The 25,927-nt window shown below is 36.4% G+C and carries 18 protein-coding genes; 12 read left to right on the top strand and 6 right to left on the bottom strand.

The window, feature by feature from the left end; genetic code table 11:
- Nucleotides 1–3: 3 nt before the first annotated feature.
- Nucleotides 4–630 carry a hypothetical protein gene (locus ACZ098_RS03420; protein ID WP_487310331.1) on the top strand — a complete coding sequence of 209 codons (627 nt, stop codon included), beginning with the start codon at nucleotides 4–6 and terminating at the stop codon, nucleotides 628–630.
- Between the two features lie 138 nt (nucleotides 631–768).
- On the opposite strand, the gene ACZ098_RS03425 is transcribed toward ACZ098_RS03420, so the two are convergent.
- Nucleotides 769–981 (bottom strand): hypothetical protein, encoded by a 213-nt coding sequence (locus ACZ098_RS03425; RefSeq protein WP_487310332.1) that lies wholly within the window; start codon nucleotides 979–981, stop codon nucleotides 769–771.
- 72 nt (nucleotides 982–1,053) lie between these two features.
- Nucleotides 1,054–3,879, bottom strand: a complete 2,826-nt coding sequence (locus tag ACZ098_RS03430) for a beta strand repeat-containing protein (protein ID WP_487310333.1) — start codon at nucleotides 3,877–3,879, stop codon at nucleotides 1,054–1,056.
- An 835-nt stretch (nucleotides 3,880–4,714) separates the two neighbouring features.
- On the opposite strand from ACZ098_RS03430, the gene ACZ098_RS03435 reads away from it, so the two are divergent.
- The 5 genes from ACZ098_RS03435 (at nucleotide 4,715) to ACZ098_RS03455 (ending at nucleotide 15,495) form a co-directional block, all read left to right on the top strand.
- Complete coding sequence (locus ACZ098_RS03435; protein ID WP_487310334.1) at nucleotides 4,715–5,272, top strand: phage tail protein; 558 nt, start codon at nucleotides 4,715–4,717, stop codon at nucleotides 5,270–5,272.
- A 7-nt stretch (nucleotides 5,273–5,279) separates the two neighbouring features.
- A complete protein-coding gene (locus ACZ098_RS03440) occupies nucleotides 5,280–5,864 on the top strand; it encodes a phage tail protein (protein WP_487310335.1) in 585 nt (194 codons plus the stop codon).
- Between the two features lie 63 nt (nucleotides 5,865–5,927).
- Entirely contained in the window at nucleotides 5,928–6,518 is a 591-nt protein-coding gene (locus ACZ098_RS03445; RefSeq protein ID WP_487310336.1) for a phage tail protein, read from the top strand.
- 16 nt (nucleotides 6,519–6,534) lie between these two features.
- Nucleotides 6,535–14,586 carry an HYR domain-containing protein gene (locus ACZ098_RS03450; protein ID WP_487310337.1) on the top strand — a complete coding sequence of 2,684 codons (8,052 nt, stop codon included), beginning with the start codon at nucleotides 6,535–6,537 and terminating at the stop codon, nucleotides 14,584–14,586.
- A 21-nt stretch (nucleotides 14,587–14,607) separates the two neighbouring features.
- Nucleotides 14,608–15,495 (top strand): PorP/SprF family type IX secretion system membrane protein, encoded by an 888-nt coding sequence (locus ACZ098_RS03455; RefSeq protein WP_487310338.1) that lies wholly within the window; start codon nucleotides 14,608–14,610, stop codon nucleotides 15,493–15,495.
- Between the two features lie 208 nt (nucleotides 15,496–15,703).
- Here the strand turns inward: ACZ098_RS03455 and ACZ098_RS03460 are convergent, their stop codons facing one another.
- From ACZ098_RS03460 to ACZ098_RS03470, 3 genes are all read right to left on the bottom strand, one after another.
- Nucleotides 15,704–16,054: a hypothetical protein gene (locus tag ACZ098_RS03460; RefSeq protein WP_487310339.1), complete on the bottom strand. Its 351-nt coding sequence runs from the start codon at nucleotides 16,052–16,054 to the stop codon at nucleotides 15,704–15,706.
- A gap of 80 nt (nucleotides 16,055–16,134) precedes the next feature.
- Complete coding sequence (capB, locus tag ACZ098_RS03465; RefSeq protein ID WP_487310340.1) at nucleotides 16,135–17,397, bottom strand: cysteate-C-fatty acyltransferase; 1,263 nt, start codon at nucleotides 17,395–17,397, stop codon at nucleotides 16,135–16,137.
- A gap of 78 nt (nucleotides 17,398–17,475) precedes the next feature.
- A complete protein-coding gene (locus tag ACZ098_RS03470) occupies nucleotides 17,476–19,848 on the bottom strand; it encodes a 7TM diverse intracellular signaling domain-containing protein (protein ID WP_487310341.1) in 2,373 nt (790 codons plus the stop codon).
- 72 nt (nucleotides 19,849–19,920) lie between these two features.
- On the opposite strand from ACZ098_RS03470, the gene ACZ098_RS03475 reads away from it, so the two are divergent.
- From ACZ098_RS03475 to ACZ098_RS03495, 5 genes are all read left to right on the top strand, one after another.
- Nucleotides 19,921–20,511 (top strand): non-canonical purine NTP diphosphatase, encoded by a 591-nt coding sequence (locus tag ACZ098_RS03475; RefSeq protein WP_487310342.1) that lies wholly within the window; start codon nucleotides 19,921–19,923, stop codon nucleotides 20,509–20,511.
- Between the two features lie 169 nt (nucleotides 20,512–20,680).
- On the top strand, nucleotides 20,681–22,645 hold the full coding sequence (locus ACZ098_RS03480) for a DEAD/DEAH box helicase (RefSeq protein WP_487310343.1): 1,965 nt from the start codon (nucleotides 20,681–20,683) through the stop codon (nucleotides 22,643–22,645).
- 87 nt (nucleotides 22,646–22,732) lie between these two features.
- The gene (locus tag ACZ098_RS03485; RefSeq protein WP_487310344.1) at nucleotides 22,733–23,500 is read left to right on the top strand and encodes a carboxypeptidase-like regulatory domain-containing protein; all 768 of its coding nucleotides are present in this window, start codon (nucleotides 22,733–22,735) and stop codon (nucleotides 23,498–23,500) included.
- Nucleotides 23,501–23,642: 142 nt separating this feature from the next.
- The gene (locus ACZ098_RS03490; protein WP_487310345.1) at nucleotides 23,643–24,197 is read left to right on the top strand and encodes a hypothetical protein; all 555 of its coding nucleotides are present in this window, start codon (nucleotides 23,643–23,645) and stop codon (nucleotides 24,195–24,197) included.
- A gap of 3 nt (nucleotides 24,198–24,200) precedes the next feature.
- Nucleotides 24,201–24,404 (top strand): helix-turn-helix domain-containing protein, encoded by a 204-nt coding sequence (locus tag ACZ098_RS03495; RefSeq protein ID WP_487310346.1) that lies wholly within the window; start codon nucleotides 24,201–24,203, stop codon nucleotides 24,402–24,404.
- A gap of 18 nt (nucleotides 24,405–24,422) precedes the next feature.
- Here ACZ098_RS03495 and ACZ098_RS03500 read toward each other — a convergent pair whose 3' ends face one another.
- Nucleotides 24,423–25,079, bottom strand: a complete 657-nt coding sequence (locus ACZ098_RS03500) for a TrmH family RNA methyltransferase (RefSeq protein ID WP_487310347.1) — start codon at nucleotides 25,077–25,079, stop codon at nucleotides 24,423–24,425.
- Nucleotides 25,080–25,171: 92 nt separating this feature from the next.
- Between ACZ098_RS03500 and ACZ098_RS03505 the strand changes: the two genes are divergently transcribed.
- Nucleotides 25,172–25,867 (top strand): SIR2 family NAD-dependent protein deacylase, encoded by a 696-nt coding sequence (locus ACZ098_RS03505; RefSeq protein WP_487310348.1) that lies wholly within the window; start codon nucleotides 25,172–25,174, stop codon nucleotides 25,865–25,867.
- Nucleotides 25,868–25,927 lie beyond the last annotated feature (60 nt).

Consider the following 25,927-nt stretch of genomic DNA (forward strand, 5'->3'; position numbering starts at 1 on the left):
AAAATGAAAAAACAAATTGTGGTTAGTGCGCTACTCGTACTGCTTTCCTGTTCTAAAAAAGCGGAGAATAGTGTTGAACCAAAAGATGCCCTACCCGACACTATTAAAAAAGTGGTACGCCAACCCGAAGTAGCCACAACCGAAAATGAAGTGCTGCTTGAAAAAGACATTCTTTTTAATGGAAAACTACCACGGTATTTCAGTATCCAAGATTTCGAAAAAGTACTTGTAGTTGCAGACAGTACAAAACTAGTTTATGATATCGAACCTTGCACCACTATATTTGAAAATCCTAATGGTGGTAAAGACACCGATCATTCGTATTGGTATAAAAACGGAGCTGTATTTGAACAATACAAAAACGAAATCGCAGTGCAACAATTTAAATTTACCAAAAACTATTACTTGCTTTATAAAAACAATAAGATTGACGCTACAACTACACTAACCGATTTAAAAAAGATTTTCCCAAATGCTGTAAATAATAGTGAAACTATGGATGTTTATGGTGAAGGCAACTTGCAAGTAATTCTACTTCGAGAAGACTCAGAAGGAATATCTGACGGACACATCAAACTGTTTTTTAAAGACAACCACGCTTACTTCATACAATGGTGGTTTCCATGTTAGAAATCGACTTTTAACTAATTTAGAGAAACAACTACAACAGATTAAGTAGTACTTTTAAACGAAATAACACCCATAAAAAAACCATCTGCAAAAACAGATGGCTTTTTTGTATAATTTAAAGAAAAGTAGCTTTGCAGTTTATCCTTTAATTGCTTGACTTCTTTTTTTAATGATTGCAAATCCTAAGAAAGTACCTGCAATTAGTAAAGCTGGAACATAATCTGATATCGGTGCTGTTGGAGTATCTTGAACATCTCCATTACCATTACCACCATCTAAATCATCTGCCGCAACGCTCAATGGCATTGCAAACAAAAGGGTACAGCATATAATTTTTACTATTTTATTCATTTTTGTTATTATTTATGTTTAAAATACAGTCATAAAATAAAATACGACCTATTCACAACTATTTTATAGGTTTTAGTTTTTAACGATTACTTTGGTTTGTACCATTTGACCCTTAGTGTCTATTGTAACCACATAGATACCGTTGTCCAATTTCTGATTGGGTTGGATGCTCATAGTTGGTGTTGCTGATGCCGAAGTTCTAAATACTTCTTGACCCAACATGTTGCTCATTGTTACCGTTACCAATCCGGTTACCGAACTTGGTAAAGCTATAGTAAATTCGTTGTTCACTATCGGATTTGGATATACTGCTACCGAAGTTAAATTGAACGATTCGTTTGCCAAGGCAGCGCTGTTGAATACAATTTTGAATCGGTTTGCTCCGAAAGAAGCTGCATCGGTTGTAGTACTGAATGTAACAAAACTTGGTTGTGTTAAATCGATTGGCGTTTCAGTATTCAAATACAAGTCAACTATTTTAGCCGTTGCAGTCGTATCAAAATCTTGTGCATTGATTTTGAAAGTATAGTTTTTATTAGCTTGGAATGCGATGGTTTTTACAAATAACTCATCGTTGCTAGTTACTGGAGCTAACGTTTCGATAGCTAAGTTTTTATCCTCTCTAACGAATGCTACGTTTTCTCCCGATGCAGTTAATTTAGTAACATCATTAGCATCTAAAGCTGTTGTATAATTTGACCCGAATACCGCTAAAGCGCCGTCAATTGGAGTTCCACCGATAGCCAATTCGTTAGGTTCGTACACACTTAAAAATAATTTAGATGCCGTTGCAGTTGCTAAACCTTCTGATCCAGAACGGAACACATAAGAATTCGTTGTTGCTTTGTGACTTTCTTGAAAAGTTACTGTTGCAGGCACAGTAAGAGTAGCATTTTGAATAAATACAGCCTGACCTGATTGTAAAAACTGACGGTTGGTTTGTGTTAACGAACTGTTGTCATCCAACAAGTTGGTTTGACCGTTGTCTGCAGAATACACCACATAACGACCTCTTTGAGCAGCAGTTCCTAACGTTGGATCCCAAGTATAATAAGCATTGTTCTTAACACCAGTTTTAGTTACCGCATTCCAATCTACTGGACTTGCATACGGATTACCTATCAAAGTGTAACCGTTAGTTTGCGTGTTCGTTGGGTTATTATTTACTAATACAGGTGAAGCTGGATTAGTTGCATCAAACACTACTGTTCCTGTTGTTAACGTTCCTGTTGCTGAAAGCGTTATAGCAGTATTCATATTGGGTTGTGCCGCCGCAGATAAATCAATAGTTCTATCACCACGAACCAATAAACGATATCCTACACCGGCTTTTAAAACGGTAGCATCAGTATTTAAAAGAGTAGTGTAGCCAGTAGTTGAACCAGTAGCTTGAGCATTGTAAGTATGTATTGACGCGTTGTTGGTTGCAGTAACGTCAAAACCTCCATTAGCACCACCAGTAATGTGTGTTCCAATCCCCGCAGTTGCTACGCCACCATTTTGCCAGTTTTGGAAAATAGAAGCTGTTGTGGTTACGCCCGGAGTTAAGAAACGAAAGGCTCTTCTTCCAGTGATGTAACGCTCTACGGTTACGTTGGTAGCACCGCTTAAAGTACCTGTAATTTGACCTATTTCTGCTGTTCCAGTAGCATCCGATTTTAGAACTACACTTTTATCATTAAAAAGTGCAAGTCCTGCAACTGTAAGTGTATTTGTTGGATTTATAGTTAAGGAAGCTTGTCCGTTTAATACTAAAGACCTACCTGCTGAAATGGTATAATTAACATCTAATAGTGGACTTCCAGTTGAAATAAAAACATTTCTAGTTCCATTTGGCACCACGCCACCAGACCAATTTCCTGCCTCAGACCAAAGGTTATTTACAGCACCAGTCCAACTGATTGAATTACTTGGAACAAGTTCACCATTATTTAATAATACAGCACCAGGTGTAAAACCAGTAAAGTTGATTTGTGATAATTGAGCTGCAGTCAAACCATTTGCTGTAGCACCTACAAAAATACGTCCTGCAGTACCCGCAGATCCAGCATTACCTTGCCAACCGCTAACAGTAATCGTTTTTCCTAAGGCAAAGCTACCTGCGGTTGTAAATGTGATTCGGTTACTATTTCCAGAATTCAGACTAATCGTACTGTTTTCAGTTAAAGTTAAGTTTGCAAAGGTTAAGGTTCTGTTGTTTGTAATACCTACTGTACTCAACGTTCCGCCATTTAAATCTAAAGTTCCAGACTGGTTGGTATTTGCACTTGGATTAAAACGTAATTCTCTGGTGGTAATTTTTGTTCCACCACTGTAGGTGTTTGCACCTGATAATGTTACAATTCCAGCACCTGCACCTACTTTATTCAAACCGCCCGAACCACTAATAATAGAAGATATTACAACATTTCCAGTGCTGTTGGTACTGATTAAATTGTTTGCGTTAGTAATCACAACGTTGATAACGCTACCGCCACCACCGTTGCCAATTATGGTGTACGTGTTAGAACCACTATGATCTATAATGACGTTGGGTACAGCATTAACTGTTGCACCGTAAAGCCTTAAAAAACCTGCACTACTTTGACTCGCAAGGGTTAATGCAGATGTGCGTGAACTGTTGATAATTATGGCTCCAAGATTTAAACTTGCAGTACCCATATTTATGGTACTTTGCGTGCTTGTGTGTGCACTTGTAAAGGTTGCGGTATTATTGTTAACTGTTGCATTACCTTGCACTCCTGGGTAGGCATCATTAGCCCAATTTCCTGTATTATACCAACGGTTTCTATTGTTAGCACCCCATGTAGCATCGACATTTTGACTGTATCCAAAATGGGATACTGCCATTATGAAAATTAAAAATAATTGTTTTGTAAATTGTAATTCTCTTTTCATTTTTTTTTGTTTCTATTATTATGCTTTCAATTGTTATTTATGTTAATTTATGTACATCTGAATTGAATACTGTAATTTTTTTTGCAAATCTTGTTCATTTAATTAAAACTAAAAAGGTTTTTATTGAAAACTCGTCAAAGTGGCTTTTTTAATCGATAAAATACAAAAAATAAATCATAAATAACTTAAAATCAGATACTTATGCTTTTTTAGTTAATTACTTGACGCTTTTGGAAGTATATTTTTGAATGCATCACTTACAACAATTAACGGCCTGAAAAGAAGGCTACCATTGCATTCTATTGTGTTCAGATAAATGACATATTCCAAATTTCTTATTGCTCAAAAGAATAATTAGTACAATTTGATTGAAATCAGCACCTCTTAAATCATTACTATCTTACCATCGAATTACACTTTCCAACATAATTAAAATTTGTACATCAGTATCTTACGAAAATAAAATTAAAATGGTTTTAGCTTTTTCTTGTTGCTACATCATGCAATGAAAAATCTTAATTCATTGCAACCTTTTACGCTTGCTTCTTTTATTGTTAGTTTAAAATAAGGAATGACTATTTCAATCTCAAAAAGCTAGATTGAGAGGTCTAAGCCTAAATCTAGAAACTTCTGATGGAATTTTGAGCAATGAAAACAATTGAGGAATTAAGAAAAATGGACAGGTAACACATTTAAAACGCTGCTTTTTTGAGAAACTGTTAATAAAAATAAAAAAACAGGTATTTCTACGTGTATGAAATGTTAAATTTTAACATTACGTTTGTAGCCAAAGTTTACCTAGACTTTAAAATAAAACCAATTTAAATTATTATTTATGAAAAAAACCTTTTATTTATTATTTCTATTTGTGTCAGTACACTCTTGGTCTCAAGAAGCCTACTTGGGAGAGATACGGCTTACGGCATTTAACTTTCCTCCACAAGGTTGGGCGTTTTGTAATGGTCAATTACTTCCAATTAACCAAAATCAAGCCTTATTTTCGCTATTAGGAACTGCGTATGGCGGTAATGGAATTAATAGCTTTGCACTACCCGATTTGAGAGGTAGAGCAGTTATGGGTATGAGCAGCAGTCTTCCTATCGGTACTGTAACTGGAACTGAAACAACAACTATCACCATTGCCAACATGCCACAACACAGCCACACACTGTTAGGTACTTCGTTGGCAGGAAATACCAACGTACCTACGAATGCTGTTTTAGCTAATACAGGAGCTTTAGACAAGGAGTACAGTAATACAACACCTAATACAGTTTTAAATACTGCAGCAGTATCTACTACTGGCGGCTCACAACCAGTAAATAACATGCAACCTAGTTTGACTTTGAATTACATAATTTGTCTCACTGGAATTTTTCCTTCTCAAAATTAATCGAAACATGAAAAAGTTTTATTTACTACTAACTGTATTAATTACGGTACAATTTAGTGCGACAGCACAAGACCAATATGTAGGCGAGATTCGAATATTTGCTGGAAATTTTGCCCCATCAGGTTGGGCATTTTGTAATGGACAAATTTTAAATATAAGTCAAAATACGGCACTATTTTCACTACTAGGTACTACTTATGGTGGTAACGGACAAACTACTTTTGCACTTCCTAATCTTCAAGGAAGGGTTGTAAATGGTCCAGGACAAGGTCCAGGATTATCTCCTGTTTCTTTGGGACAATTGCGAGGAAGCGATAATGTTACGCTAACCGCTCAAAACCTACCAAGTCATCGACATGCCATTAACGTTTCAACCGCATTAGGAACTACTAACGTACCGGTTGGTGCAATATTGGCCGATACTAAGGCATTTGACAACGAGTACAACAATACCGTTACGACTCCAACTGAATCCATGCGAAATGATGCACTTTCACCTTCAGGAGCAAGTCAAGCAGTAAGTACTGTACAACCAGTTTTAGTACTCAATTATATCATTGCATTACAAGGAATATTTCCTCCACATCCTTAATTAATTGTAAGTATAAACTTTAATTGAGGTTCATTTTATTCAAAACATCATAAAATATATTAAATGAAAAAAATACATCTTTATAGTATTGTCTTATTACTATTTTTCACTGCAAAAATAAGTGCTCAAGACCAATACGTTGGTGAAATCCGAATGTTTGCTGGCAACTTCGCACCACTTGGTTGGTTAAAATGTGAAGGACAGTTAGTTTCCATTAACGAATACGAAACATTATTCGTATTAATTGGAACCACTTATGGCGGTGACGGACTAAGTACCTTTGCTTTACCAGATTTGAGAGGACGTGTACCTGTACACCAAGGAACTGGTGCAGGTTTAACTACTAGAACCATAGGTGAAACTTTTGGAACCGAGGAAGTTACTCTAACAGTAAATAATATCCCAGCACACACGCATACGTTGAGAGCGGTAGTCACTACTACATCGAAATCAGCAAGTGTAACTGGAAATGTACTTTCTGATACTGGCGCTGGAGATTTGGAATACGTTACTAGTGCTCCCAATTCGACATTAGCTCCAAATTCGGTTGCTCTAACAGGATCAGCTACACCGGCAAATTTTAATAATGTACAAAGTACTGCAACAGTTGGTTATATTATTAGCACTCAAGGAATATTCCCATTTCAAAACTAATTTACACCCCTAATTTATGAAATTATTTTACACAAATTTGTATCGCACGTTGCTGTTGCTTCTGCTGTTCTTGACTACTAGTCTTGAAGCTCAGAATGTAACTGTTAGCAATTCGTGCTTTGTAGGTTCGGTCACACTGGTTGACGGTGGTGATGCTGCGAACCCTACACTAAATGGACGACCTGTATATTATAATGCGTCGGCCAACATCAATTTTATGGGTTCGCCTACGACTGCAGAAGTTTATCTTTATTATGAACTAGCTGCAACATTAGGTACTCCTGAAGACCGTTGGGTAATAGCCATATCTGGACAACCTTACTATTATGTAATTTCGACAGATTTAACAGCACCACAAACAAATTATTTACCTTTTGATACTGCTGCAACACCAGCAAATTGTGGAGGTACTGCTACTATAGCTCCCGAAATCACAATACCAGGAGCATCGTTAGACTTTGTTTCGGATGATCAGGTAAATCTTGGAACTTCCCTAGGAAACTTTGCTTTAAGCGATTTTACAATAGAATTTAAAGTTCGCACCTCGCAACCTCGTGCATTTTTAGTATCAAAAAGAAGTATTTGTAATAATGAAAACTTTTTTAATATTGGTATTAGTGGTGCCGGAGGTGGTAGAATCTTCTTTGAAAGCAGTGCTGCTAATTTAGGTGGCGCAAACAATCTTGCCTTATCAGGAACGATTCCTGTTAATGATAATAATTGGCACCATTGCGCAATTACAAGAAAAAATGGCGTGCTTTCATTATATATTGATGGTGTATTAGATGTTACAGCAACACCTGCAAATGCCAATCAAGCCAACGTTAATTTAAATAATATTCATCCTTTATTACTTGGAGGTAATTTACCATGTACTCCTTTTGGAGGAAATCAGCCATTTACAGGTAAAATGGATGAATTACGTATTTGGAATGTTGCTAAATGTCAAGGAGAAATTCAAAACAATTTGAATTGTGAAATTGCAGCTGCTGCACCAGGACTTTTAGCAAACTACCATTTTAATCAAGGTACTGACAATTCAAATAATAGTGCTATAAATACACTAATCGATGCATCAGGAAATGGAAATACTGGAACTTTAAATAATTTTGCTTTAAACGGTACTGTTTCAAATTGGAGTGCAGCTCAAGGTGTACCTACAGGAGTAGCATGTAACGCTTTTGTAAATACTACACCTCCAACAGCTTCAGCTCAAACTGTTTGTCCGAGCGCAACAGTTGCTAACTTAACTGCAACTGGCACCAACTTACAATGGTACAATGCTCCATCTGCTGGAACTCCTTTAGCTTCGAACACTGTATTGACATCTGGAAATTACTATGTTTCTCAAACGGTTTCAGGATGTGAAAGTACAAGAACCACAGTTGCGGTTACAGTTACAGATACAACTCCGCCAACAATAACCGCACCAGCTGCGGTTACAACACCAACTAATCAAGACTGTACTGCAATTACTGTAAGCTTAGGAACACCTGTAACTGCAGACAATTGTACGGTAGCCTCAGTAACCAACAATGCGCCAATGGCATTTCAGTTAGGAAATACTACGGTTACTTGGACAGTAACTGATGGAGCTGGAAACACTGCCACAGCAACTCAAGTTGTGACTGTTGTAGATAACATGTCGCCCTCTTTTGCAGGGGGATTTGTACCATCAACTTTATATTATAAATTTGAAGGTACGGGCACAGCGGTTCCAAACCTTGCAGCGACTCCTCCTTCTGGTGCTTCAACTGCAATCTTAGAAGGGACAATTACTCAAGGCGCACCAGGAATATGTGGTGTAGGCTCACTGATAGGAAGTAGCGGGAATAGCTCGACTACTCGCCTAAATACTAATTGGAACTTAAACTTGACATCCGACTGGACTGTAAGTTTTAAAACACAAAACATCAACACGGCCAGTACAAGCACTTTACACTACATATTTGGTGAGAATAATACCACTTTTAGATGTTTTACAAATGGTGTTGCCGGACCGAACAACTGGATGCTTCGTGGAACTGGACTAAATGATGTTCTTGTAACCAATGGAGCAACTGCCGCTAATAATACTATAACATTTGTATACTCTCAAACTGCGGCAAATATCAAAGCTTATTTGAATGGTGTACTTGTAAATACAGTCCCTCAAAGTCCAACACTTTCACTTGTAGGTACTACTCCTTTTATTGTTGGAGGATATGCTGCAAATACAGGACTACCTACAGGCGGATTGATGGATGAATTTGGTTTATACAATCGTGCGATTACCGATGCAGAAGTAATGCAATTGAGCTCTTGTGCAATTGCTAGTGGTTCTGGCGCAGGATCGTGTCCAACCGATATTACTTTAGATTCAAGTACGACAACTTGTGGAGCTGTGTATACCTACACTACACCAAATGCTATAGATAATTGTAGTGCAACAGTAGTACAAACCTCTGGTTTACCAAGTGGTTCTAATTTTCCAATAGGTACAACTACAAATACTTTTGTTGCAACTGATGGTTCAGGTAACACAGCCACTTGTTCTTTTACAGTAACAGTGCAAGATGTAACACCACCAACTGTTGTTACACAACCTGTAACTGTGCAGTTAAATACACTAGGTCAAGCGACTATTACTGCTGCTCAAGTAAACAACGGTTCATCGGATGCTTGTGGTATTGCAACAATATCCGTAGCGCCAAGTACTTTTACTTGCGCTAATGTGGGTACGAATACTGTAACACTTACTGTAGTTGACAATAATGGAAATTCTAGCACTGGTACGGCTACCGTAACGGTACAAGATGTAACACCACCAACTGTGGTTACTCAAAACCTTACAGTTCAATTAAATGCTGCTGGTCAGGCTACCATTACCGCTGCTCAAATTGACAACGGTTCTTCTGATGCTTGTGGTATTGCTACAATTTCGGTAGTACCTAACTCGTTCACTTGTGCTAATCTAGGTGCTAATACAGTAACACTTACTATAGTTGATGTGAACGGAAATTCTAACACGGGTACGGCTACTGTAACTGTTCAAGATGTAACACCACCAACCGTAGTAACACAAAATCTTACCGTCCAGTTAAATGCTGCTGGTCAGGCTACTATTACTGCTGCTCAAATAAATAATGGTTCGACTGATAATTGCAACATTGCATCTTTATCGTTATCACAAACAACTTTTAGTTGTGCAAATGTTGGTGCCAATACAGTAACCTTGACTGTTACTGATGGAAGCGGAAATTCTAGCACGGGAACAGCTACTGTCACAGTGCAAGATGTAACGCCACCAACCGTGGTAACTCAAAATATATCTGTTCAGTTAAATGCTGCTGGTCAGGCTAACATTACCGCTACTCAGATCAATAACGGTTCTTCTGATGCTTGTGGTATTGCAACAATATCCGTAGCGCCAAGTACTTTTACTTGCGCTAATGTAGGTGCGAATACCGTAACGCTTACTGTAGTTGACAACAATGGAAATTCTAGCACTGGTACGGCTACCGTAACGGTACAAGATGTAACACTACCAACTGTAGTTACTCAAAACCTTACGGTTCAATTGAACGCTGCGGGTCAAGCAAGCATCACTGCTGCTCAAATCAACAACGGTTCATTCGACAACTGTGGAATTGCTACTGTAACGGTATCTCCTAGCACTTTCAATTGTACTAATTTAGGTGCCAACACTGTTGTACTTACAGTAACGGATGTGAATGGTAATGTTAATACAGCTACCGCGACTGTTACTGTTCAGGATTTAATTAATCCTACTGTAATTACTCAAAATATAACAGTACCACTAGGTGCAAACGGTCAGGTAACTGTAAATCCTGCACTTGTAAATAATGGTTCTTTTGACAATTGTAATTTCACTTTAACGCTTACCCCGAATACTTTTGGAGCAGCGAATGTGGGTCAAAATACTGTAATTCTTGTGGCTACTGATACTGCAGGTAACGTAGCGTTTGCAACTGCAATCGTAACCGTTATTGATAATACACCGCCTGTAGTGGTAACGCAACCTGTAACGGTTTTCCTTAACGCGGCTGGTACTGCTTCAGTAACTGCAGCTCAAGTAAACAATGGTTCTACCGACAACACGTCGATTGCTTCTCTAGCGGTTGCTCCGTCAACGTTCACTTGCGCCAATCTTGGTGCTAATACCGTAACTTTAACTGTTACTGATGTTAATGGAAACAGTGCTTCTGCTACTGCAATTGTAACAGTTCGTGATATCATTAATCCAACTATTTCTGCGCCTGCAGCTGTAACCATCTCAGCAAATGCAACTTGTGGCGCTACTTCGGTTGTACTTGGAACGCCAGTAACTGCTGACAACTGCTCAGTAGCTTCAGTAACTAATAATGGTTTAACAACGTATCCATTAGGTACAACAACGGTAACTTGGACAGTAACTGATACTAGTGGAAACACTGCTACGGCTACTCAAACTGTTACGGTTAATGATACAACAGCACCAACAATTACAGCTCCTGCCAACGTAACGGTTGCAGCAAATAACAGCTGTGTTGCCATAAACGTGGCACTTGGAACTCCAGTAACTGCAGACAACTGTTCAGTAGCTTCAGTTACGAATAATGGACTTTCATCGTATCCTTTAGGTACAACTACAGTAACTTGGACTGTAACCGATGCTAGTGGTAACACAGCTACAGCTACTCAGACAGTGACTGTAAATGATACTACGCTTCCAACTATTGTGGCTCCTGCAGCCTTGACCGTTTCCTCTTCTGCAACATGTGGAGTAACTGGATTGGTGCTTGGAACTCCGGTAACTGGTGATAACTGTTCTGTAGCTTCGGTAACAAACAATGCGCCTGCTACTTTCCCACTTGGAACTACAACAGTAACTTGGAGCGTAACTGATGGTTCTGGTAATATTAGAACAGCTACGCAACTAGTAACTGTAGTGGATACTACTCTTCCAACGATTACCGCACCAGCCGCTGTAACAACTACAGCCAATACAACATGCATGGCTACTGCTATTGCACTTGGTACTCCGGTAACTGCCGATAATTGTTCAGTAGCTTCAGTGACTAACAATGCACCTACAACTTATCCTTTAGGATTAACAACGGTAACTTGGACTGTAACTGATGGTAGTGGTAACACTGCTACGGCTACACAAACAGTAACTGTTATCGATACAACAGTACCAACTATTACAGCTCCAACTGCAGTAATAGTTTCTACCAACAACAGTTGTGTGGCAATTAATGTGGCTCTTGGAACTCCGGTAACTGCTGACAACTGTTCAGTAGCTTCAGTTACGAATAATGGACTTTCTTCGTATCCTTTAGGTACAACTACAGTAACTTGGACGGTAACTGATACTAGTGGTAACACAGCTACAGCAACTCAAACGGTAACTGTAAATGATACTGTACTTCCTACTATTGTGGCTCCTGCAGCCTTGACCGTTTCCTCTTCTGCAACATGTGGAGTAACTGGATTGGCGCTTGGAACTCCGGTAACTGGTGATAATTGTTCTGTAGCTTCAGTAACAAATAATGCGCCTGCTACTTTCCCACTAGGAACTACAACTGTTACTTGGACAGTAACTGATGGTTCTGGAAATATTAAAACAGCTACGCAATTAGTAACTGTAGTGGATAACACACCTCCATTACTTATTGCACCTGCTGCTATAACTACCACAGCTAATGCTTCATGCGGAGCAACTGTAGTTCTTGGAACCCCTGTAACGGCTGACAATTGTTCAGTGGCTTCGGTTACTAATAATGGTCCTACAGTTTATCCATTAGGAACTACAACCGTAACTTGGACAGTAACTGATGGTAGTGGTAATACTACTACGGCTACACAAACAGTAACTGTAAATGATACTACCGATCCAACTATTACAGCGCCAGCTTCTATAACAGTAGCGGCAAATAACAGCTGTGTAGCAATAAACGTAGCACTTGGAACGCCAATTACGGCAGATAACTGCTCTGTGGCTTCGGTTACCAACAATGGATTGGCTTCGTATCCTTTAGGAAACACATTTGTAACTTGGACAGTTACTGACGGTAGTGGTAATACTACTACTGCGATACAAACTGTAACAGTTATAGATACAACCCTACCTACTATTGTAGCACCTGCTGCCTTAACGGTGTCGTCTTCTGCAACTTGTGGGGTAACTGGACTTGCGCTTGGAACTCCAGTTGTAGGTGATAATTGTTCAGTTGCTTCAACTACTAACAATGCGCCAACTACGTTCCCATTAGGAGCCACAACAGTAACTTGGACCGTAACTGATGGTAGTGGTAACACGGCTACAGCTACACAACTTGTAACAGTTATTGATACTACACTTCCTACTATTACAGCTCCTGCAGCGGTAACGGTAACAGCTAATGCTGCATGCGGTGCAACTGCTGTAGCACTTGGTACTCCAGTGACGGCTGATAACTGCTCGGTGGCTTCGGTTTCTAATAACGGATTGACTACCTATCCTTTAGGAACAACTACAGTTACTTGGACGGTTGTAGATGGTAGTGGTAACACGGCTACTGCAACGCAAATTGTAACAGTAATTGATACTACAAACCCAAGTATTACAGCTCCAGCAGCAGTAACAGTATCTACTAACAATGATTGTGCTGCTTTCAACGTAGCGCTTGGAACTCCGATAACGGCTGACAACTGTTCGGTAGCTTCGGTTACCAACAACGCTCCAGTATCGTTCCCATTAGGTAACACAACAGTTACTTGGACTGTAGTAGATGGTAGTGGCAACACAGCTACAACGACACAACTTGTAACGGTTATCGATACTACCAACCCAACTATTTTTGCTCCTGCGGCCATCAGTATCTTTACTGATACAACAAGCTGTACGGCAACCAACGTAGTATTGGAAATTCCAGTTACACTTGACAATTGTTCGGTGGCTTCGGTTACGAATAATGCTCCAGTAGCATACCCGAACGGAGATACTATTGTAACATGGACGGTAACTGATGGTAGTGGAAACACGGCAACAGCTACTCAATTGGTATCAGTTAGCGATAACGTACTACCAGTTGTGATTACTCAAAACATATCTGTTTTCTTGAATGCATCTGGACAAGCTTCAATTACTGCTGCTCAGATTAATAATGGTTCGACAGACAATTGTGCTATCGACACAATAACAGTAAGCCCAACAACATTCAATTGTTCTAATATTGGTCCAAATGTAGTTACGTTAACTGTAACTGATGTGAATGGTAATGTGGCTACGGCTACCGCTGTTGTAACTGTAGTAGATGCAATTGCTCCAACGGTACTTACACAAAATATCACAGTAGCGTTAGATGAAAATGGACAAGCAACGATTACTGCTGCCATGATCAACAACGGTTCTTTTGATAACTGTAGTGTATCGACTGTTTCATTAAACACAACTACTTTCAATTGTAGTAATGTAGGTAGTAATACGGTATTGTTAACAGTAACTGATGCAAACGGAAACGTAACCATCGTACCTGCACAAGTTGTAGTAACCAACAGTTTTGGTGATAATGACTTTGACGGTGCGCAAGACAACTGTGATGACGATGATGATAACGATGGTGTTGCTGATACTGTTGATAATTGTCCTTTAATTGCTAATAGTAATCAAAGTGACAACGACAACGATGGACTTGGTGATGCTTGTGACGATGATGATGATAACGATGGAATCGTTGACGGTGTTGACAACTGTCCTTTAACTTACAATCCGAACCAAGAGGATAGAGACAACGATGGTACTGGTGATGTATGCGACTTAATTGAAGTAAACATTTCTCAGGCGATAACTCCAAATGGTGATGGCGTGAACGATACTTGGATGATTTACAACCTTGAAAACTATCCTAACAATACTGTTAGAGTATTCAACCGTTGGGGTTCTGAGGTATTCTTTGCAAAAGGATATCAAAACGATTGGAATGGTTTCTATAAAAATAGCGACCAGTCTTTACCTGACTCTGGATCATACTACTACCAAATTGATTTGGATGGTAATGGTTCTATTGAAAAAGAAGGTTGGTTATACATCTCTCGTTTGTAGTAATTTAATAAAACAACAAAAATGAAATCATCTAAAAATTTATTTATAGCACTACTACTACTTAGTAGTAGTGCCTTATTTGCACAGCAAGAAAGTATCTTTACCTTTTACAGGTATCAAATGAATGTGGTCAATCCTGCTTATGCTGGGGTTGATGACAAAACGACCATCTCTAGTGCTATTCGAAATCAATGGACTGGAATTCAAGATGCGCCGGAAACTCAAGCAGTTTCATTTGGAACGCCTTTGGGGAAAAATACTGGTCTTGGAGTTTCTATGGTTCGAGATAAAACATTCATTGAAAAGCAAACCTTTATTGGAGTAGACTTCTCGTATAAACTAAAAGTAACTGATGCGACTAACTTGTATCTAGGTATTAAAGCTGGCGGTAACTTTTACAATGTAAATACCGCAGGATTACAAACCTATAATGTAATGAGTGATCCGGCTTTGAACTCTATTAATAATTTTAGTCCTAATGTAGGGATTGGTGCTTTAATTAAGTACAAAGACTTTTTTATGTCGCTTTCTGTTCCTAGAATGTTGAATACACAACGAGCTAAAAACGAAGACGGTTTTGCATCGGTTGCTACTGATAGACCTCACGTCTATTGGAGTTCGGGTTACGACATTCATCTAGATGATAGAGAGTACTTGACACTAAAACCTTCATTCTTTCTACGTTACGTGAATAGTGCGCCAGTTTCTATGGACTTTAATACCATGTTAAATGTGGATGATGTAGTAGAATTTGGTGGGACTTACAGAACGGATAAAGCGTATGCTGGATTAATTAATTTTAAAATCAGTAAAAAATTAATCGTTGGTTATGCTTACGAAATGAGTACTAGAGCCGAACTTGCTAGAGCTCGAAATACTAGTGAATTCTTACTTAACTTCGAATTCTAAATCATAAATATCTTTACTAAAAGAGGAGCCAATGGCTCCTCTTTTTTTTTTAACACAAAAGATTTTAATCCCCGTGGAATTCAATTAAAACTACTTACATGGAATTTCATTTAAAACTATTCCAGAAGTAAAATTCAAATTTTTAGTTTCCTTGAAAACAGTTTTTCCCTCCTTTTCCACGCTCTCTCCAAAACCTTCAATCAAAGTTTTATTCTTTCTTAAAAAATACTACTTGTCTAGTAGATTCTATTCCTTCAGACATAAAAGTATACTCCGCCAATAATGTGTCGCCATTTATGGTTCCTACAACTTTACCAGAATTCTTATCCTTTTCAAAAAGTTGATAAATTAAGTCACCACTAATATTGGAATTCTGAACTACTAAATTGGCTTGAATAGTGTCTTTACCTTGGACATATTCATAACACTCTGCAACTGCAGGTAGGGCTTCTTGCGGAACTTCCGACTTCATTTCATCTGTTGTTTGTGGCTTACTTTCTTTTTTACAAGAACATAGGGCTACCGAAACTAATGCTAACACGATAATTTTGTTTTTCATAACAATTTATTTTTAATAAAACTACAAAAAAAAATCCACTCAAGTTAATGAATGGATTTTAATGAATGTATTTTTAAATACTATGCGTCTAAATCTACAGTAGTAGCATCTGCAATTTTCTTGTAGGTACCGTTTACTAATTTTTCACGAATTGCTTCAAATGCTGTTAGTGTTTCATCAATATCGGCTAACGTATGCGTTGTGGTTGGAATCATTCTTAGCAAGATAATTCCTTTTGGTATTACCGGATAAATTACGATTGACAAGAAAATACCATAGTTTTCTCTTAAATCATTTACCATAACCATCGCCTCAGGAACACTACCTTCTAAATAAACGGGTGTCACACAAGTATTGGTATCGCCAATGTTGAAGTTTCTATCGCGCAATCCTGTTTGCAACGCATTTACATTTTCCCACAATTTATCTTTTAATTCTGGGTGATTTCTTAATAATTCCAAACGTTTCAAAGCACCAACTGTTTGAATCATTGGTAATGCTTTTGCAAACATTTGAGAGCGTAAATTGTATTTTAGATAATCAATGATGTCTTTGTCTGCTGCAAGAAATGCTCCAATACTTGCCATTGATTTAGCAAATGTTGAAAAATACACATCGATTCCGTCTTGGCAACCTTGCTCTTCTCCTGCTCCTGCGCCTGTTTTTCCTAAAGTTCCAAAACCGTGAGCATCATCAACTAATAAACGGAAATTGTACTTTTCTTTCATAGCAACAATTTCTTTTAGTTTTCCTTGTTGTCCGCGCATTCCGAAAACTCCTTCGGTAATGAATAAAATTCCACCACCAGTTTCTGTAGCCATCTTAGTTGCACGTTGAAGGTTTTTCTCCATGCTCTCCAAATCATTATGACGGTAGGTAAAACGTTTTCCCATATGAAGACGCACACCATCAATAATACAAGCATGTGCATCTACATCGTAAACAATAATATCATTTTTAGTAACCAAAGCGTCTATACATGACATAATTCCTTGGTAACCAAAGTTTAATAAATAAGCAGATTCTTTCATTACGAAAGCGGCTAATTCTTTTTCAAGTTGTTCGTGCGCATCTGTATGACCCGACATCATTCTTGCACCCATAGGATACGCCGCGCCATACTGTAAAGCTGCTTCAGTATCTGCTTTACGAACTTCTGGATGATTAGCAAGACCTAAATAGTCATTCAAACTCCAGTTTAGTATATTTTTTCCTTGAAATTGCATTCTTGGTCCTAGTTCTCCTTCTAATTTAGGAAATACAAAGTAACCTTCTGCTTGAGAAGCCCATTTCCCTAATGGACCTTTATTGTTTTGAATTCTTTCAAATAAATCTTTTACCATGATAAAAAAATGTTTTTAAAACGTGGCAAAAGTAATTATAAATTTGGATTATTCATAGTATTTGAACTTGATATTATTTTAAGCAATCTCTAAAATAGTTTTATACAACAAGTCTTTATTCACTGGTTTTGAGATGTAATAGTTCATTCCTATTTCTTTTACACGATCTTTAGTAGCTTCCATAACGTCTGCAGTTACTGCAATAATTGGAATATTCTTCTCATTGATTCCGCAATTACCCGATCGTATTGCTATTGTTGCTTCATATCCATCCATTATGGGCATCTGCAAATCCATCAAAATAATATCATATCGTATGTGGTTTAACTTTTCAATTGCTTCTTGACCGTTAAAGACATAATCTAACGTGGTATTGAGCCATTTTTTGGTAATCATTTTTATAACCATCTGATTCATGGCATTGTCTTCTACAACTAAAATTCGCTTTCCGGATAAATCGAACTCTTGAACAACATCAGAAATTATTTTTTGCTCTTCGATAATAGGTTCCATTGGAATTCTAATCGTAAAAACCGTTCCTTGATTTACAATACTATCTACTTTAACCGTACCTTTATACAACGTAATTAGTGCTTTAGCGATGTATAAACCCAAACCTAATCCACCATACTTTCGCTTATTGTTAATACTCTCTTGAGAAAAAGAATCAAATATTGTTTTGAGTTTTTCTTTTGGAATTCCAACACCCGTGTCTGAAATTAAAAATTCTAATTTTTCGGCTTTATTTGATTCTATATTATAATTTACCGAAAATTTTATAATCCCTTCATTAGTAAACTTATAAGAATTATAAAGAATATTGGTCAAAATTTGTCTTAATCTTCCTTCATCACCAATAAACTTCCTAGGCAATGTTGGTGATGGTGTATATTGAAATATCAGATTTTTTTCGGCAGCTCTTAACGAAATATCTTTACAAATTTCAGATAATAACTGATGCATGTCAAACTTAGCATTATCTAATCTGAGCTCCTCCTTTTCAATTTTTGAAAAATCTAAAATATCATTCACAGCACTTAAGAGAGATAAAGACGAACTTTTCATAATTTCATTATTATTCTCAATAACGCTTTTATCAACTTCATTTTTAGATAAATCTAAAATATTAATTATTGTGTTTAGAGGCGTACGCAACTCATGACTGATGTTTGATAGAAAATACGACTTTAATTCGTTCATTTCCTCAGATCGTTGTAAGGCAAGTGTTTGCAATTTCTCTCTATCATTTCGCAATCTTCTAATTAAATTTGCCATCGATAAAGATAAAAATACAACCTCTAATCCTGTACCAAGTTTCGAACCATTTTCAGTCCAAAACACAGAAGGTAAAACGCTAAAGTTTTTTAGAATAAACACGATGAAACCTAAAATTAAAAAAGCAATACCAGCAGCAAAATAATAATCTATCGTTTTAGTTTTTACATAAACTACGATAACCGAGGCTACGATTAACATTAGTAAAAATAGTCCTAAAAAATTAGCAATAGGATAAACTATTTCATGATTTGGATAAAATAACAAGATCACTAGAGATATTAAATCGCAAAAATAGAGGCCATAGAACAATTTGTAAATAATAGTACTATACTGCTTAATATTTAAAAACGTCTGTGAATATCTACCAAGAAAAAAATTAGCAATAGTTGCAGAAATTAATACACAATGTGAACTAACCCATATGGTATCTGGAGCAAAATACTGATAGAAAAAACCATCAACAGAAAATTGTAAAAGACCTATAAAGATAACGTACAAACTATAATACAAGAAACTCTTTTCTTTCATTGCAAAATAAAAGAATAGGTAAATAATCGCGGCAATAGCTAATATTCCGTAAAAAATACCAAAAATAAACTGTTCGCTAGACGCTTCCTCAAGCTCACGAGTAGACGTTTTCAAATATATCGGAACATTAATAACCTCTCCATCACTTTTTAGATGTAAATAAAAAGTAGTCAACTCACCAGGCTCTAGCTCTATTTTAAATATTGTTTTTCTACTAATCAATGGTCGCTGGTCAAACGGAACTAAATCACCACTTTTAAAGAGTACAGGTTTTTCGCCAGGCTCTATCAAATATAACTCTGCCACATCGATAATTGGTCGCGAAGTTTCAATAAACGGCACGATATCACTATCAGTGTTGTTAAATATTTCAAATTTTATCCAGTAATTATCACTAGTAAAACCCAAATCCGTATTTTCATTTACAAGAGGTTCAAATTTTAAATTAGTGTTTTTAATAATTTGATCAATAGTATAATTTTCCTTTCCAACATTTACTATTTTTGCATACTTATGTAAGGAAACTTCGTCTACAAATGTGGTATCGTTGGCAATAAACTGCGCATGAACTTGTAAATTGAAGAAAATTATTAGAATAAATATAAATTTGCTAACAAAAACTGTGTAGGGTTGGTTTTGCTTCATTTTAAAAATCTTATTTTTAAAAATACGTAGAAAATAAATTATTAGTTTCAAAAAAAATAAAAAAAGACAAATATGCAATTAGTTTTCGCATCAAACAACAAAAACAAAATAAAAGAAATTCAACTTTTAGTTCCAAAAGAATTTGAAATAGTAAGTCTAGAAGATATAAAATGTTTCGAAGACATAGAGGAAACAGCTACAACTATTGAGGGAAATGCCATTTTAAAAGCCAATTATGTAACTCAAAAATATGGTTACAATTGTTTTGCCGACGATTCGGGTTTGGAAGTAGAAGCGATAAATGGCAAACCTGGTGTACACTCGGCAAGATACGCTGGTGAGCAACGCAATGACAACGATAACATGGATAAATTATTACAATCGTTAGAAAATCAGACCAACAGAAAAGCCAATTTTAAAACTGTAATTGCATTGAATCTTAATGGTGAACAACACCTATTTACAGGAATTATTAATGGAACAATAACTCATGAAAAAACCGGCACTAATGGATTTGGTTACGATCCTATTTTCCAACCAGATGGTTACGACAAAACTTTTGCTGAATTTTCACTACAAGAAAAAGCAGCAATTAGCCATCGTGGAATTGCTGTAAAACAATTAGTTGAATATCTTACTAGTCTTCAAAAATTGCATTTTTAATAGTAAAAGTAGCGATTCGCGACGGAATTTTTCTAATACTGCTAGTCAGTATTTCTGATAAAAGACATAATAATCTGAAAATCAAACATTAATAAAAAGCCAATTCTCAATTTACCATTAGTTATTAACAATAATTTGCTGTACTTTTGCAAAATATTTAAAATATTATATGAATAAATTTGAACAATTAGGATTGAGTGAATCGTTACTGAAGGCGATTTTAGATCTAGGATTTGAGAATCCGACCGAAGTACAGGAGAAAGCGATTCCCCTATTATTGGAAAAAGACATTGATTTAGTTGCGTTGGCTCAGACTGGGACAGGGAAAACGGCAGCTTTTGGTTTTCCAGTTATCCAAAAAATTGATGCCAACAATAGAAATACGCAGGCGTTAATTTTATCTCCTACGCGTGAATTATGTTTGCAGATTACCAACGAAATTAAAAACTACTCAAAATACGAAAAAGGTATTAATGTGGTAGCAGTTTACGGTGGAGCTAGCATTACAGATCAAGCAAGAGACATTAAAAGAGGTGCGCAAGTAATTGTGGCAACTCCAGGAAGAATGCAAGACATGATTAATAGAGGTTTGGTAAACATTTCTCAAATTAATTACTGTATTCTTGACGAAGCAGATGAGATGTTGAACATGGGTTTTTACGAAGATATCGTAAACATACTTTCAACTACACCAGACGAAAAAAGCACGTGGTTGTTCTCAGCAACTATGCCAGCAGAAGTTGCTAGAATTGCAAAACAATTCATGCACGACCCATTAGAGATTACAGTTGGAGCTAAGAACTCAGGTTCGGCAACGGTTTCTCACGAATTTTACCTTGTTAATGCACGTGATCGTTACGAAGCATTGAAAAGATTGGCAGATTGTAATCCAGATATTTTCTCGGTTGTTTTTTGTAGAACGAAACGTGATACACAACAAGTAGCCGAAAAATTAATTGAAGACGGTTACAGCGCAGCAGCATTGCACGGAGATTTATCTCAAGCACAACGTGATAGCGTTATGAAATCGTTTAGAGGAAGACAAATTCAAATGCTTGTTGCAACCGATGTTGCGGCTCGTGGAATTGATGTTGATAACGTAACACACGTAGTAAATTACCAATTACCTGATGAAATTGAAACCTACAACCACCGTTCGGGAAGAACTGGTCGTGCAGGAAAATTAGGAACATCTATTGTAATTGTTACTAAAAGTGAATTGCGTAAAATTTCTTCTATCGAAAGAATCATCAAACAAAAGTTTGAAGAAAAAACATTACCATCTGGAATCGAAATTTGCGAAATTCAACTATTGCATTTAGCTAATAAGATTAAAGATACCGCTGTTGATCATGAAATTGACAATTATCTACCGGCAATCAATACCGTTTTAGAAGGTTTGTCTAAAGAAGAATTGATCAAGAAAATGGTTTCGGTAGAATTTAACAGATTCATCAATTACTACAAAAAAACTAGAGATTTATCATCACAATCAGCTGGAGACAGAAGCAATGATAGAGAGCCAAGAGAAAACAGTAATGGCGGAGCAGTTCGTTATTTTGTAAATATTGGTTCTAGAGACAATTTCGATTGGATGTCATTGAAAGATTATTTAAAGGAAACATTAGACTTAGGTCGTGATGATGTATTTAAAGTTGATGTAAAAGAAGGATTCTCTTTCTTTAACACTGATCCTGAGCATACTGATAAAGTTATGGAAGTTTTAAACAACGTACAATTGGAAGGAAGACGTATCAACGTTGAGATTTCTAAAAATGACGGTGGTGGAAGACGCGACCATAACGGAAGAAGTTCTGGTGGAGGTTTTAGAGGTGATCGAAATTCTGGTCCAAGAAGAGAAGGAAACTTTGCTCCAAGAAAAGAAGGTGGATTTAGAAGCGACAGAAACTCTGGCTCAAGAGACGGTGGATTTAGAAGCGACAGAAATTCAGCTCCAAGAGAAGGCGGATTTAGAAGCGACAGAAACTCAGCTCCTAGAAGAGAACCAGGTTCAGCGCAACGCGGTGATTCTTCAGAAAGACCTTCGAGATCTTTTACAGCAAACACCAATGATGAGCGTCCAGCAAGTCGTTCATTTGATGATGCAAAAACAAGAAGACCTAGAAGAAGTTAACAACTTTTGTTAATTTTCTTATAATAATTTATCAAAGCTACAAAATATCCTAAAGAGTTTTTTACTTTTAAACCTTCAAACAAGGACATGAGATATTTTGTAGCTTTTTTATTTTTAATTACCACTTCATTAACATTTGGACAAGAGGTTACTTTGCAATTAAAAGCTAAAGGAACCATAATAAATGCCAACACCCTTTTACCATTATCCAACGTAAATATCATTAATGTTAACAAAGTTAAAGGAACTGTTTCTAACACTAAAGGAACGTTTGAAATTGATGCCGATGCAACCGATACTTTACACATTACAATGATTGGTTATCAATCTATAAAAGTTAAAGTTACTAACGACTGGTTAAAAAATGGCGACGCCAAAATAAAACTTACAGAAAAAGCAATTGCTCTTGACGAAGTTGTAGTAAGAAGATACAATTTAACTGGATACTTGGAAATTGATACCAAACTCATTCCAAGCAATGAAAATTACCGGTACAGTATATCAGGATTACCAAGCGCTTATGAAGGAGGAGAATACTCGCCTGGAGCATTTTCAAGAGTAATGAACTCAATCTTCAATCCGGCTGACATGCTTTATAATTTTTTCGGAAAAAAACCCAAAGAATTGAAGCGACTGAAGGAAATGAAGAAAGATGACACCGTTAGAAACCTCCTTGAAACTAAATTTGATAGAGAAACAATAGCTGCACTTTTAGGAATTGACAAAAAAGAAATTGCCGAAATATTATCACATTGTAGTTATTCTGAAGCTTTTATTCAAACAGCTAACGACTTACAAATCTTGGATGCTATTGGACAATGTTATGAAGAATACAAAGTATTAAAGAAAAAATAAAATTATACAAGTACAACAAAATCCTTAACTATTAACTTAGTTAAGGATTTTTTTTATTTCCATTTTATATATTTTACTAAATATTTATTGTTTATCAATAAATATTTAGTAATATTGCATCATAATAATCAAATTTGTAATTATGGAAATCAAAATTAAATCAACACAAATTTTACAAGTATTAAACATCATCTCTTGGATGATCTTCGTTGGTATTTGTATAGATGCCGGTGGATTCTTAACCAATACAATTTATGCTATAGCTGTAAGCCCAAATGTTGCAAGTCATTTTTGGGGAAATCTAAATTTATCCGAACTTTATAACTATGATTCGGGACAATTTCTTGTGGTAACCTCGTATCTAATTATCGTAACCGTTTTAAAAGCACTTCTATTTTTCTTGATTGTCAAAGTATTATACGATAAAAAATTAAACCTGAAACAGCCCTTCAACACCGCCATTGGAAAATTTATTTTCAATATGTCTTATATATCGTTGTTTATCGGACTGTTTTCATTATGGGGAAAAAACTACATACAATGGATTGAAAGTAAAAACATTACAATGCCATCAATAGAACTATTAAAAATTGGTGGTGGCGATGTTTGGATTTTTATGGGAATTGTACTTTTAATAATAGGGTTCATCTTCAAGCGAGGAATAGAAATTCAACAAGAAAATGATTTAACAATATAAACTATGCCAATAATTGTAAATTTAGACGTCATGATGGCCAAACGAAAGATGTCGTTAAACGAACTATCAAGTAAGGTAGACCTATCATTATCTAATCTTTCTATCCTAAAAACAGGAAAAGCTAAAGCCATTCGCTTTAGCACTTTAGAGGCAATTTGTAAAGTATTAGACTGCCAACCGGCTGATATACTAGAATTTCGAGATTAACTTTTAAAATCAAAATTGTTATTTATCTAAATAATACCGCTCTTCTATTCGTTTGATGTCTTTTATGGAATTCTTCGTCCATTGCAAACGTTTTTCCAGAATTTCATCGGCCGACAATTGCCATTGAACTTCCGATTGACGCAATCTGTTCGTGAGGTCTTGAATTATTATGGCAGCCGAAACTGATATGTTTAAACTTTCAGTAAAACCCACCATCGGAATTTTCAAATATCCATCTGCTCTACGCATTACCTCATCAGACAAACCTTCTTTTTCGGTTCCGAAGAAAAAAGCACTTTTCTTTGTGATATCAAATTCATGTAGCAAACACGAATCATCATGAGGTGTCGTTGCAATTATTTGATATCCATTATCTTTTAAAGAATTGATACAAGTTCCAATCGAATCAAACTTATTGATATCAACCCATTTCTGCGCGCCCATGGCAATTTCTTTGTCAATATTTTTACCAAAACGTTGCTCTACAATATTCAATTCCTGAATACCAAAAACTTCACAACTTCGCATCACAGCACTCGTGTTATGAAACTGAAAAACATCTTCTACAGCAATGGTAAAATGATTCGTACGATTTTTTAAAACCGCATCAAACCGTTCTTTTCTGTTATCAGTAAGCATATTTTCTAAAAAAGCGAGGTAGTCTAAGTCGATCATATTCCAAAATATTTTGGCAAAAATAGTAAAAACAGAATTTATTAAAATCTTTTACTTTTATATCTTTGATAAAGTTATTGCTTAATAAAAAGATGAAAAAGAAACTAGTAGTATTATCAGGCGCTGGAATTTCGGCAGAAAGCGGCATACAAACCTTTAGAGACGCCGACGGTCTTTGGGAAGGTCATAACGTAATGGACGTTGCTACGCCGGAAGGTTGGCGTAAAAACCAGGAATTAGTTTTGGATTTTTACAATCAAAGACGAAGACAACTGCACGAGGTTAAACCCAATCGTGGTCATTTAATTCTAGCTGAATTAGAAGATAATTTTGATGTAACAATCATCACTCAAAATGTTGATAATTTGCACGAACAAGCAGGTAGTTCTAACGTTTTGCACCTTCATGGAGAATTGTTCAAAGTGCGCAGCGTGAAAGATCAAAACTATATTTTAGATTGGGAAATCGATTTGAAAACTGGTGATTTAGATACCAACGGAAACCAACTTCGTCCGCATATTGTATGGTTTGGCGAAGATGTTCCAGCGTTGGAAGAAGCTGTTTCATTGGTTCAAGATGCTGATGTCTTAATTATTATCGGAACTTCTTTGCAAGTTTATCCGGCTGCAGGATTATTAAATTTTGCAAAAAACAACATTCTGGTTTATTACATTGATCCAAATCCGGCAACCATTTACGACGCGCCAAACGAAATTAAAATCATTGCAACTACTGGTTCAAAAGGAATGGAAATCGTGCAAAAAAACTTACTCAAAGTATTCTTTTAAAGTTAGATTATACTTCCAAGTTAATCTAGAAATTTTATCATAAAAAACTGAATAGTAAAG

This window comes from Flavobacterium sp. SP2 (assembly GCF_057626655.1).